Source organism: Bradyrhizobium sp. (assembly GCF_049691595.1).
Classification (GTDB): domain Bacteria; phylum Pseudomonadota; class Alphaproteobacteria; order Rhizobiales; family Xanthobacteraceae; genus Bradyrhizobium.
The window spans coordinates 1-11,973 of record NZ_JBAVNZ010000398.1 but is presented as its reverse complement, the minus strand read 5'-3'; the positions used below and the strand labels follow the sequence as shown (position 1 = coordinate 11,973).

Annotated in this window: 14 protein-coding genes and 1 pseudogene; 9 read left to right on the top strand and 6 right to left on the bottom strand. The window is 62.4% G+C overall.

Annotation, left to right across the window (positions count from 1 at the left end; translation table 11 throughout):
• Window positions 1-433: 433 nt before the first annotated feature.
• Entirely contained in the window at window positions 434-1,690 is a 1,257-nt protein-coding gene (locus tag WCE35_RS17195) for a CaiB/BaiF CoA transferase family protein (RefSeq protein WP_424594529.1), read from the top strand.
• Window positions 1,691-1,925: 235 nt separating this feature from the next.
• Here the strand turns inward: WCE35_RS17195 and WCE35_RS17190 are convergent, their stop codons facing one another.
• Window positions 1,926-2,111: a hypothetical protein gene (locus WCE35_RS17190; RefSeq protein ID WP_424594528.1), complete on the bottom strand. Its 186-nt coding sequence runs from the start codon at window positions 2,109-2,111 to the stop codon at window positions 1,926-1,928.
• Window positions 2,112-2,136: 25 nt separating this feature from the next.
• Here WCE35_RS17190 and WCE35_RS17185 point away from each other — a divergent pair, with 25 nt between their 5' ends.
• A complete protein-coding gene (locus tag WCE35_RS17185) occupies window positions 2,137-2,322 on the top strand; it encodes a hypothetical protein (protein ID WP_424594527.1) in 186 nt (61 codons plus the stop codon).
• A 31-nt stretch (window positions 2,323-2,353) separates the two neighbouring features.
• On the opposite strand, the gene WCE35_RS17180 is transcribed toward WCE35_RS17185, so the two are convergent.
• From WCE35_RS17180 to WCE35_RS17165, 4 genes are all read right to left on the bottom strand, one after another.
• Complete coding sequence (locus tag WCE35_RS17180; protein WP_424594526.1) at window positions 2,354-2,674, bottom strand: cupin domain-containing protein; 321 nt, start codon at window positions 2,672-2,674, stop codon at window positions 2,354-2,356.
• Window positions 2,671-3,378, bottom strand: a complete 708-nt coding sequence (locus WCE35_RS17175; RefSeq protein ID WP_424594525.1) for a YqcI/YcgG family protein — start codon at window positions 3,376-3,378, stop codon at window positions 2,671-2,673. The genes WCE35_RS17180 and WCE35_RS17175 overlap by 4 nt, the downstream gene beginning before the upstream one ends.
• A gap of 65 nt (window positions 3,379-3,443) precedes the next feature.
• Complete coding sequence (locus WCE35_RS17170; protein WP_424594524.1) at window positions 3,444-4,745, bottom strand: MFS transporter; 1,302 nt, start codon at window positions 4,743-4,745, stop codon at window positions 3,444-3,446.
• Complete coding sequence (locus WCE35_RS17165) at window positions 4,745-5,461, bottom strand: hypothetical protein (RefSeq protein ID WP_424594523.1); 717 nt, start codon at window positions 5,459-5,461, stop codon at window positions 4,745-4,747. The genes WCE35_RS17170 and WCE35_RS17165 overlap by 1 nt, the downstream gene beginning before the upstream one ends.
• A 63-nt stretch (window positions 5,462-5,524) precedes the next feature.
• Between WCE35_RS17165 and WCE35_RS17160 the strand changes: the two genes are divergently transcribed.
• From WCE35_RS17160 to WCE35_RS17150, 3 genes are all read left to right on the top strand, one after another.
• A complete protein-coding gene (locus tag WCE35_RS17160; protein WP_424594522.1) occupies window positions 5,525-6,544 on the top strand; it encodes a GlxA family transcriptional regulator in 1,020 nt (339 codons plus the stop codon).
• Window positions 6,545-6,792: 248 nt separating this feature from the next.
• On the top strand, window positions 6,793-7,926 hold the full coding sequence (locus WCE35_RS17155) for an alpha-hydroxy acid oxidase (protein WP_424594521.1): 1,134 nt from the start codon (window positions 6,793-6,795) through the stop codon (window positions 7,924-7,926).
• 94 nt (window positions 7,927-8,020) lie between these two features.
• The gene (locus WCE35_RS17150; protein WP_424594520.1) at window positions 8,021-8,374 is read left to right on the top strand and encodes a phasin; all 354 of its coding nucleotides are present in this window, start codon (window positions 8,021-8,023) and stop codon (window positions 8,372-8,374) included.
• Window positions 8,375-8,625: 251 nt separating this feature from the next.
• Here the strand turns inward: WCE35_RS17150 and WCE35_RS17145 are convergent, their stop codons facing one another.
• Window positions 8,626-8,811, bottom strand: coding sequence for a hypothetical protein (locus WCE35_RS17145; protein ID WP_424594519.1), 186 nt, complete (start codon window positions 8,809-8,811; stop codon window positions 8,626-8,628).
• A 1,266-nt stretch (window positions 8,812-10,077) separates the two neighbouring features.
• On the opposite strand from WCE35_RS17145, the gene WCE35_RS17140 reads away from it, so the two are divergent.
• The 4 genes and pseudogenes from WCE35_RS17140 to WCE35_RS17125 all read left to right on the top strand — a co-directional run.
• Window positions 10,078-10,242, top strand: coding sequence for a hypothetical protein (locus tag WCE35_RS17140; RefSeq protein WP_424594518.1), 165 nt, complete (start codon window positions 10,078-10,080; stop codon window positions 10,240-10,242).
• Complete coding sequence (locus WCE35_RS17135) at window positions 10,243-10,491, top strand: hypothetical protein (protein ID WP_424594517.1); 249 nt, start codon at window positions 10,243-10,245, stop codon at window positions 10,489-10,491.
• Window position 10,492: 1 nt separating this feature from the next.
• Window positions 10,493-11,083 (top strand): annotated as a pseudogene (locus WCE35_RS17130) (phage terminase large subunit); the annotation flags it as partial.
• 295 nt (window positions 11,084-11,378) lie between these two features.
• The coding region (locus WCE35_RS17125) for a GNAT family N-acetyltransferase (RefSeq protein WP_424594516.1) at window positions 11,379-11,973 on the top strand (595 nt) is incomplete at its 3' end.

Below are 11,973 nucleotides of genomic sequence, written 5' to 3'. Positions count from 1 at the left end.
CGTCAAGCTAGCCGCTGCGGCAAACCACCATACGATAATAAACGACCGACTGGTCGCTGACGCCTGATGTGATGGATATTCACGTCCCGCCGGTCTCCTACCTGACCTGACGGCGATCGAATTGCCAAACCGGACGACGCGCATATGCCAGCCTATGTCGAGCTTCCGGGCAACTGGGTCGCCATCCGGGCGAGCGAAACGGCGGGTTGGGTGCGGCGGAGCTCCCGCTGTGTGGCCTGGCGATCCCGGTCTGATCGACCGTGGCCTCCGGATCATTCTTCCCGACCTGCATCCAGAGCCATGTCAGCGGGGGGCGCAGCCCTGCAAATCCGGGTTTGGCGTTGCGCCAGGGCTTCCGCTAAAAGGCTTTCAGGTCGCATTCTTGCGCGACCGACGTCGAATTTCGTCTGAAAAAACAAGAGGAAGCGCCTGAATGACCGCCAGACCGCAATTGCCGGAGCGCATGCCGCGCGCCCAGGGCGAACCGACCGCCCTCGCTGGTCTGCTGGTCATCGACTTCACCCGCGTCGTCGCAGGTCCCGCCTGCACGCAAACGCTCGCCGATTTTGGCGCCGAGGTCATCAAGATCGAGAATCCTGATGGCGGCGACGACACGCGCGCCTATGAGCACGCGGAAGTCGGCGGCGAGAGCGCAGCTTTTCTCAGCCTCAATCGCAACAAGCGCGGTATCGCGCTCGACTTCACTAATCCGGCAGCGATCGAGGTTGCGCGTGAGCTGATCGCCAAGGCAGACGTGGTGGTGGAGAACTTCTCCGGTGGTGTGATGAAGAAGTTTGGCCTCGATTATGCTTCGGTCGCACCGAACAACCCGCGCCTGGTGTATTGTTCGATCTCGGCCTATGGCCGCGAAGGGGCATTCGCGCTGCGCCCGGGCTTCGATCCGATCACGCAGGCCGAAAGCGGATTCATGTCGCTGAACGGCTTTCCGGACAGCCAGCCGGTGCGGACCGGTCCGCCGATCGTCGACATGGCGACGGGAATGTCGGCCTGCAATGCCATCCTGCTTGCGCTAATCGCCCGCGACAGGCTCGGCCGCGGCCAGCATGTCGAGGTCGCGCTGATCGACATCGCGGTGGCGATGACCGGCTTTTACGGCATGGCGTATCTGATCAGTGGCGCCAATCCCGGTCGTTTCGGAAATTCGCCGAACGGGTCGCCTACCGTCGGCGTCTACCAGGCGTCCGATGGGCCGCTCTACATGGCCTGCGCCAATGACCGGCTGTATCGCCGTCTGGTGACCGAGGTGCTCGAGCGGCCAGACCTCATCACCGATGCGGAATTCGCGACGCGAAAAGCGCGAACGGCCAACAAGGAAAAGCTGCGCGGCATTATTGCCGGCGTCTTTGCCAGCGACCGGCTGGAGAACTGGATGGCGAAGATGAAAAAGGCCAACATACCCGTTGGTTATCTTCGTACCGTCGAGGAAGGATTTAACGCGCCGGAAGTGCGCGATCGTCATCGCCTGAGCCGGATTCGGCATCCAACCGCGGGCTTTGTTCCCAACATCGAGACGCCGCTCAAGATGAGCCTCACCCCGACCATTGATCCCATTGCGGCGCCGCTGCTCGGGCAGCACACGCGTGAAGTGCTTCGAAAGACACTGGGCTACGACGACCGCCGCATCGCGGCGCTGGCCGAGGCGGGGGCGTTCGGAAAGACCGGGAATTGAGCGGCTGATATCGGCGGCGATCAGCACGGATTCGCGCAGGCCAATCCGCCGCTTTCTCCAAGCGGTAATCCGCGTCGGTTGCCCGGCGGCGGGGTACGCCGGAGCCTGTCATCGGGCCGCGCCTTGCGTGGACCCGCTGGGCCGCCCGGCGATTCGCCTGTAAACGCATACCGCCGGGTCTGGTCCTTTCGGACCATCCCCGGGGTGATGCGCCAAGACGTTCAGATTCGGCCGTTCAGTTCGGCTTGCTGCGCAGGTTGTTCCTTGACATACCTTCAACTTCGTCGGGCACGGCCCGATCGATCTCAAGGCGTGCCATTCGAAGTATCAAGGTAGCGGTTGTCAGGCCGAGACGTTCGGCCTCCTGCGCTGCGGTATCGACTTTCTGGGCCAAGCCTTCACGTTTACCTGGGTATGCCATTCCTGTTCCTCATCTAAGGTGCGAGATGAAAGATCCCACATATGTTGCAGAGCTGCAGAAGAGACTCGGAGCTCCATCGAGTGAAACCTTGGAGAGCCTGCGACTGTTGAAGGCCTTCCTTAAACTTTCGCCCGACCAGCGTTCCGAAATCGTCGAACTGGTCGAACGTTTGGCGACTAGTCCCGCGCCGAGCGGTTCATCCTTGTCTTGAAAACCTCGCTTCCCCCTTCAAGCGCCTCGTTTCAGTTGTGAATTGGATTAGCGGGCGGCCGCGTCGCGATTGCGTAGACGGCGCCGCCCTCTAGAGCTTCCGATTGATGAAGCGTGCCGGCCGGCAACAGGATGGTATCGCCGGCGCCGACGATGCGTTCGCCGCCGTCCCACACGAAGTTCAGCCTGCCGCTGATGATCATCAGGATCTCGTCCACGGGATGGGTGTGGAAATGATGCACCTTGCCGGCGGCGTCGCGCTGCAATTCGATGCTGCCCTGATCGGGGAGCAGATTCAGGATTGCCGGATCGATGGTGAACCCGGTTTTGGTACCGGCGATGATCCGGGTCATGCCGCCTTCTCCGTATTTGCGATCTGGGACTTGTTGTTTTGCGCGAGCTTGGCGAAGGGACAGCCCTCACCGGCACTGTTGTCGTCCTGCAGAAAGTACTGCTGATATTCACGGCCATCGCTGGCGCCATAGCGTCCGAGCAGCGGCGAGGGGCTGGTGTTGTCGTAGGGAATGAGCCGCTTGCGGACTTCCGCGAACGCGGCATTGGCCGCCTTCTCCGTGCCGAGAATTTTCTCGAACACCCACCGCGGCTGGAACGTCAGCATGAAGGCGCTCGAATGGCGGCTTTGCCGCATCACATGCGCGGGCGTCGTGCACACCACGAAGATCGGTTCGCCCGCGAACGAAAATTCCCACATCGGGTGGTCGATCTGCTCGGGGATCTGCTCTGGCCAAGGGCGCTTGTCCAATCGCGCGAGCTGGTCGAGCGTCAGCCACATCTTGCGGTAATAGGCGTCAAGCGTTTGCACCGGGCGAGGTCGGGTGAACACGATCAGCGATGTGTTGGGTCCGTACGATCGGGATTCGGAAACATATTGCGCAAGCTGTCCGCCAAGGACTTCGACGTCGTAGGGATCCAGGAACAGATAGCGCAACTGGTCCTGGCGATATCCGGCTACGCCGAAAACGCAGGGAAACGGTCTCGCCTCGCTGGTCATCTGCGCCTCGAACTCGGAGAACAGTACGCTCTGCCAGCTGCTCACCGAATGTGTCGACGCAACTTCCCCTTTTCGCAAAAACAAACGCTCCATGACGCCCCCCTTTACGTTTAACGCGACTGGTGAACTATCAATTTGCTCCGCATCAGCATCGGCCCGGCGATACCCGGCAGCGACATCAGCAGCAGAATTACGATCAGGGCGCCAAAGCCGGTATCGCCGACCGCAGCCGCTCCTCGCGCAGCGCCGGTTCCGGAAAATTGACTGACGGCAAGCATGGCGAATCCGATGATCGGCTGCGAGGCGCCCGCGAGGATTCCGGCGGCCGTTGTGTTCACAGACGCGCCGACGCCGATGAGGTCGGCAGTGTAAAGTCGCTTGGTGCATTTGAGCACGAGCGGCACAGTGCCGCCGGCGACAAGTCCGAGTACCGTGAATACGATGGTGACGTAGACCAGGCCGAACGCATGCGCGACCGGCGGCAGCAGCATCGCGATCAGGATCATCCGCAGCACGCAAATACGGATCAATGCGGTGTCGAGAGCCGCAGCCGCGCGATCGGCCGCATGGCCAAGAAAGATCGATCCGGCGGCGTTGCCGATCATGAAGGCGAGCAGGGGAGTGCCCGCCGCCGTCGGCGAGATATTGAAGAGATGCGCTACCATCGGAATGCCCCAGACGCCCGACAGCGTCGTCACCACGGCGAAATGGGACGCAAACGTCATGGCGCAACCCCAATTGGCGACGTGCGACAAGGACTGCCGGGCGGCGCCCAAAACGCTTCTCAGCGTCTTGTTGCTGCGCACCACCTGATCGGGTTTCAGTACAAGCGTCGCAAAGGTGAGGTTGGCCAGGCCGATGCAGGCGATCAGCAGAAAGCATGCGCGCCAGCCGAAGCCCGTCACCGCGGCCGCGAGCGGCGTTGTCGCGATGACGCCGCCGACATAGCCCGAAACCTGCGAAATGCCCGACATCACGCCGAACCGTTCGTCGGCGAAACTTTGCGCGACAAGCTTCAGGAGCACTGTGAAGACCAGCGCATCGCCGCAGGCGACGATCAGGCGCGCGGCAAAAACGTCGAGGAGGTTCGGCGCCAGCGCAAATGCGGCGCTGCCCAGCGAAGAGGCGGTCATGCTGAGCAGCGCCACCCGCTTGACGCCGTAGCGGTCGACCAGAACGCCCGCTGGAATCTGCATCAAGGTGTAGCCCCAGAAGTAACTGGAAGCCAGCATCGCTACGCCGGCGGCGTCGGTGCTGAAGTCGTGCATGAAACTCAGGCTGACCGATTGCGGCGATACACGCTGCAGGAATGCGATGGCGTAAGCGATCGCGACCGCCGCCCAGGCCAGATAGGCGCGATCGCCAAACCGGCGGGCGGCTCCGAACACCGCTTGTTGTTCCAGCACCGACATCACACCCTCGCGTAACCGACCGAAAACAGGGCATCCGCTGAATTCGGTATCATGCGGGACATCGCGGCATCGACCAGTGACGCTGCACCGCGATATGCCTGCCGATGGTGCTTAATGTGGCCGTAGGCGCCGCGCATGATCATGCCGGGCAGTTCGAGCGGCTTGCCCGGATAAAGCGACGAGCACATCTTGACGCAGGCCGCCTGCAGCGCGGGATCCTGGGCTTCGCCAAGCAGCGAGGGCGCCACCCTTTCACAAATCTTGGCGTTGGCCGCCCAAACGATAGGATTTCGCGTCCGCCATCCATAGAGCACGCTGCCGTCGCTCTTCCCGGCCGCGCCCGAACACTTCAGCACTTGAGAGGTGAAAAACCCGTAGAGACCGCGTCCCTGATGGGCCGGAAGCACCTCGGTGCCGCTGCGATAGATCGCCGGTTCGCCGGAGATCTGCAGCACCCGATACACCGAAAACGCGACCAGTCTGGAGCCGTCACACACCAGAATAAGGCTGTATTTGCTGTCGAAAGGGGAGGCGGCCGCCGTCCAGTGCGGCTCCGTCGCCCTCCAGTTGATGGCGATGATACCGTTCATCGCGTCCATCACCGGCTGCCGGTCGCAGGCACTGATACCGGACGCGTCCGGAAAACTGTAGACCGTATAGTCTGTCCAGGGCGACTCGATCGCCTGATATTGGCTGCCCAGACTTCGCGACGGCATGGCAGAACTCCGGCTGTCCATCGCAAGCTATACAGCCGAGCCTCGAATGGCTTAAAGGACAATATGCCCTCGAAATCTGCCAAATCCCGTCGTCCCGGACCGTGCATGGAAGCCGCCACACGGCGCATCGCGATCGTCGCTTTTCCAGGCGTGACCTTGCTCGACATCTCCGGCCCGGCGCAGGTGTTCGCGGAATTGGAGGCGATCGAACTGCCGGGTCCGGGCTATTCGCTGTCATATCTCTCGACCGAAGGCGGATTGATCCCCACCGACGTCGGAATGATGGTCGATACCGCGCCGATCTCAAGCATCCGGCCGCACCAGGTCGATACGCTGGTGATCCCCGGCGGCCCGGGCATCTGGGAGCTTCGCAATGACGAGCGGATGATGAAATGGACCGCGCAGGCGCTGCCGAAGGCGCGCCGTGTGGCCTCGGTGTGCCTCGGGGCTTTTGCGCTGGCATGGACCGGCGTGCTGGACGGGAAGCGCGCCGCGACCCATTGGCGTTATTGCCCGCGACTGCAGGACAGCTTTCCCAATATCCGCGTCGAGCCGAATGCGATCTTTGTCAAGGACGGGCGGGTCTGGTCATCTGCCGGAGTCAGCGCCGGGATCGACCTCGCGCTCGCCATGATCGAAGAAGACTTTGGCCATACCATCGCGCTCGACGTTGCGCGAAGGCTGGTGGTGTTTCTGAAGCGCCCGGGCGGCCAGAGCCAGTTCTCGACCGTGCTTGCGGCGCAGGCCTCCGACGTCGAAGGTCGCTTCAGCGCACTGCACGCCTGGATCATCGAAAACATCGCGACCGACCTCAGGGTAGAAACGCTTGCCGAAAAAGCCGGGATGACACCCCGGACCTTTGCACGCACCTATGCGAGCCGCACCGGGATGACGCCGGCGAGCGGCGTCGAGGCATTGCGCGTGGAAACGGCGCGCCTGTTGCTCGAAAGCAGGCAGATTGGCGGCGTCGTCGAAGTCGCCAGGCGTGTCGGCTTCGGCGACGACGAGCGCATGCGGCGCGCGTTCCTGCGGCACCTCGGCGTATCGCCCACCGAATACAGAAATCGCTTCTCGGGCGGTTAAGCGAAGTACCTTTGGGGGACGACACTTGCTTTCAATTGAGCAATTTCCCAGATTCATCAGCGTTCCTGCCGTCATGGCGGCGCTCGTGATCGCATCGCAAGTGTCCGCTGCGGGATTTTCCATTCCTCGCCGATCCACCTCGCGAGCGAATAGCAGCTCTCCGGTTCTGCGCGGTTATGCCCGTTCAAAGCGGTAGCTTTCCCCGTTTGTCTGCGGCTAGTGTGAGGCCAAAATGGGAGAGAAACACCATGAATGACGGGACCCCCATCCAGCCGGCGCCGAATGTCGAGCTCGGGGCCAGCGGCGAAGAATTCCAGAATCTCCACGAATTGGTGCGGAAAGCCCGCGCCCGCCTCAACCAGAATGCCTGGGATTATATCGTCGGCGCCTCGGAGACCGAGACCACCATGCGCCGCAACCGCATGGCACTCGACGAGATCGCATTCCGGCCACGCGTGCTGCGCAATGTCGCCCAGGTCGATGTGTCCGCCCAGTTATTCGACCGCAGGTTGCGCCTGCCGGTGATGATCGCGCCGGTAGGCGCGCTTGAGATCTTCGATCCCGCCGCCGGCGCGGCCGTCGCGCGCGGCGCAGGCAGGTTCGGCGCCGCGCACATGCTGAGTTCGGTGTCCGAGCCGGGGCTTGAGGATACCGCAAAGGCCGCGCCCGACGCGCTGCGCATCTTTCAGCTCTATGTGCGAGGTGACGATGCCTTCGTCGAGGACATCGTCAGTCGCACCATCGCCAACGGTTATTCCGCGTTTTGCTTGACCGTCGACACCGCCCATTACAGCCGGCGCGAGCGCGACATCGCCAAGCGCTATGTCCGCGAAAGCCGCATCCGCGCCACCGGGGGCGATTTCCAGAAGGGACTGGAGTGGCGGACCGTGAAATTGATCAAGGACAAGTTCAAGGTTCCGCTGGTGCTCAAAGGTATTGCTACCGCCGAGGACGCGGCGATCGCGCTGGATCATGGGGTGGATTGGATCTATGTGTCGAATCACGGCGGACGTCAGCTCGATCATGGCCGCGGCGCGATGCACGTCTTGCCCGAAATCGTCCAGGCGGTCGCGGGCCGGGCCAAGATCATGGTCGATGGCGCGTTCTGCCGCGGCACCGACATCGTCAAGGCGGTCGCCTCCGGCGCAGACCTCGTCGGCATCGGCCGCCTGCAATGCTGGGCGCTCGCCGCCGCCGGCGAAGCCGGCATCGTGCGGATGCTGGAACTGCTGGAAGACGAGGTGATCCGGTGCCTCGGGCTGCTCGGCGTCGCGAGCTTCGCCGAGCTCGACAAATCCTATCTGCACCCGGCGACGTCGACCAACCTGCCGAGCGTTTTCAGTGCGTTCCCGCTGCTGGATATCGAACCTTATCGATATTGAAGCGCGGGAGCGATCGCCGCCCCACCAATCAATAAGTGCAGACCAAGGCCGGATTTGTGCTAGCGTCCGCCGTCTATCTTGGAAGGGTGTGATCATGATTGAACCGAAACTGGAAGTGCCGGCCGAGCTGCGCGATCTGACCGAGAAAACCATTGATCAGGCCGAAAAGGCGTTTGGCATGTTTTTCGAGGCTGCCAGCAAATCGATGACGTCGATGCCGGGCGCGGGAACGGAGATCTCCAGGCAGGCGCTATCCTTCACCGAACAGAACATGAAGGCTGCGTTCGAGCATGCCCGAAAGCTCGTGCACGCGACCGATCTTCAGGAAGCGATGCGCATCCAGTCGGAATTCTTGCGCAGCCAGTTCACCAACGCTGGGGAACATATGAGGCAAATCTCCGGCGGCATCATGTCGGCCGCGAAGGACGCGACCAAGGGCAAGCTTTGAAGCCTTGCGCCGGCGTCGCCACGCGACACCGAATGCGACGAACGGATTTGCAAGCGGCGCCTGCCGGGTGATGGCGCTGACGGCGGCGAGCATGCCGCCCAGCTGACGGGACGGCCATGCCGATCGAACCGAAGCCGCCACTTGAGCCGGCCGCGCCCGGACCGAAGCCCCGCACGATGACGCCGAACGCGATTTGACATGTCGGGCAAATCAATATCTTCGCACAGCATCTGGCGCCGCCGGATCAACCCTCAACGCACGCTGACAAACGTGCCCCAGACAGCGGCAAGACCTGCGCCCACCAGAACGTAGAACGGATTTTCGCAGAACGTGCTGCCATAGCGGCACATGTCGGCGCCGAATGAACCGAGCTCATGATGCCCGGCGGCGTAGAACAGGCCCGACAAAACCGCGAGCGCAGCAGCAGCGAAATACATCGGCGCCTCCTTGCGATCCATTGACCGTGCCGCGTGATGCCTAATAGTCCCGTTCAAGCATGCGCGTGCTGAACCGTAACATTGGCGGGCTTGATGCATCGGGCGAATCAGATGCACACGGACATTATCGCACAACTCAAAAAGCCCGCGTCCGAAAATCCGTAGCGGGCTTTCCATTTCGGTCTTATCCGGAAAACCGTTTCATTCTGTCGAAGCGGCTTCATCGCATTTTCTGAAATTCGTTTGCTGCCGGCAAAGCGTTTGACACGTCGGGCAAATCACGGGCATAGCGACATCATCGAAGAAATCCCGAAGCCCGCGCCGAGCAATCCGTGGCGGGCCTTCTTGATCGGGAAGCCTGCCGAATCGGGCAGGACTGTGAAGCCCCTACCTCGGTGCTGCCGCATTTTCGGGGTGTCATGCATCTCGCGACGCAGCCGGGGAAATCGGGATGAAGAAAGCGTTTCTAGCCACAGTGATCGCAGGGTCGTTGATCTCGTTCGGCGCAAGCGCGCAGGAGCGTGCCGGGGATGCGGCCCTGGGCGCCGTATCGGGAGCCGTGGTTTTGGGACCCGTGGGCGCGGTGGCGGGTGCATTGATCGGTTATACTGCGGGGCCTTCGATCTCGCGCTCCTGGGGAGTCCGGCGGTCCACATCGTCCTCCCGGGCTCGACGCGCAACGCGGGACGGTTCGGCCCCGCAAGCGCAGGCGACCGCGAACATCAGCTCACCGCCACTGCCACCTGTCAAATCTGCCGCGACGCCTCCATCGAAAAGAGGCGCACCGCCAGTCCAGGGACTTGAATAGGCACGTTGGCGGGTGGAGCGGCGACCCCTCAAAAAAGAATTTGACACGTCGGGCAAATCAGCGGCATAGCACCATCATCGCAATCATCCTCGAGAGCCCGCGCGGAGAAATCCGCCGCGGGTTTTTTCATTTGAATTCCTGAATCGGACGGCGGCCGCCCATCGCGGCGCCACATCTTGACAACGCCCGTCGCCAGGGCGTCGCAAGCGCGCCGCCGTCCGAGCCCTTGGCGCACCTCATCTTCGATTAGCCGGCATGCGCGAAGGTGCCGGCGCGGTGTGGACCAGGAGTCCACGACCGCCGCGGCCCCATGCGAGACGGGATAAGGTTCGCGCCCCAAACGATCGCGTGACGCGATCTGCCGCAGATTTAGTTCAAGAAGGGAATCCGATGACCGCGTATCTGATATTGCTTGCGCTGGCCGGTCTGATCGCCATCGCGCTTCGGGAGGCATTCGCATGAGCGCGGAGATCATCCGGTTCATTCCGCCTCCGAAGCACCATCGCGAGCAGACGGACTTTCCGACCATCGCATTTCGCTCGGTCGTCCCTGACGACCGCGTGACGGATCATGCCGACACGGCGTCTTGTGAGTATGTCCAGCCGGACTGGGCCGAAAAGTAAGTGGCAAGGACCCTGATCGAAATCCGCTCGCTGGCGCGCAGCCATACCAGGACGGCGATCAACGTGCTGGCCGGCATCATGCGCAGCAAGGATGCCACCGCCGCGGCGCGCGTCTCGGCCGCCAACGCCATTCTCGATCGCGGCTGGGGCAAGGCCACGCAGCCGCTGGAAAGCGGCGATGATGGCTCCCCTGAACTGATCCACCGAATTGAGCGCGTCATTGTTCACCCTGAAAATCCCGACCGCTAAGGTGTTCGAGCCGCTGCTGGCGCCGTCGCGCTACAAGGGCACCTATGGCGGACGCGGAAGCGGCAAGTCGCACTTCTTCGGCGAATTGCTGGTCGAGACCTGCCAGATGGAACGCGGCACGCTCGCGGTCTGCATTCGCGAGGCGCAGCGGACGCTGGCGCAATCCTCAAAACGGCTGATCGAGAGCAAGATCGCCTCACTCGGGATCGGCAGCGGCTTCAGGCCGTTCACCGACAGGATCGAAACGCCCGGCGACGGCATCATCATTTTTCGCGGCATGCAGGACCACACGGCCGAGTCGATCAAGTCGCTGGAAGGATTCCGCGTCGCCTGGGTCGACGAGGCGCAAGGCTTGAGTGCACGCAGCCTGGCGCTGCTGCGCCCCACCATTCGCGCCAAAGACTCCGAACTCTGGGCGTCGTGGAACCCACGCCGCAAATCCGACGCGATCGACGATTTCCTGCGGGTGCGAAAGCCGCCGGGCGCGATCGTCGTCAACGCGAGCTGGCGCGACAATCCCTGGTTTCCGGCGGTGCTGGAGGAGGAGCGCCAGGTCGACCGCGCGCTCTATCCCGATCGTTACGAGCACATCTGGGAGGGTGAATACGTGCAAGCGTTCGAGGGCGCATACTTTGCCGGGATGCTGTCGCAGGCGCGCAACGAGGGGCGGATCGGCAACGTCTCCGCCGATCCGTTGCTGCCGTTGCGCGCCTTCATCGATATCGGCGGCGCCGGCGCGACCGCCGACGCGTTCACGATCTGGATCGTGCAATGGGTCGGCACCGAAATGCGCGCTGACTTGCAGCACTTGCGGCGCTGGCGCAAAAGCGTCGAGCAGGCCCAGAGTTACACATTCAAGGCAGTTATCACCATCATCGTCACGGGCTTTGTCGGCGCGGTTTGGCTCGGCATCAAGGCGACGCTTGGAAAATGATGCAACTCGTTGCAGCGTCTGCGGCCATATTTCAGGTGATCCACTCAATACGCTCCGACATCGGATAGCCGGAAGCCGTGCCGAACCCACCGTCGCGGACAAGATGGATTTGAGGTTTGAAGGTTGGCCGATGTACCGGATTCGCGAGGTCGACGGGCAAGACGATGACATTGCGGACACGCTCGCGGAACTTCATCGATTGACGTTCTTCGATGGCGCTCGCATTCCGGACTTCGACCATGGGCACTGGTGGCTCGCCTTTCACGAGACCGCGCCGGTCGGCTTTGCCGGCGTCGTTCCCTCGACCCATCTCGGCAATGCCGGTTATTTCTGCCGCGTTGGCGTGCTGCGGACGCATTGCGGCAAGGGGCTCCAATTGCGTTTGATGCGCGCTCTGGAGACTCGGGCGCGGCTCAACGGCTGGGAAGCGATCGTGTCCGACACCACCGATAATCTGCCGTCCGCGAACAACTTCATCCGCGCCGGCTATCGATTATACCAACCGCGAACTCCCTGGGCCTGGCCGAACACGCTCTATTGGCGCAAGA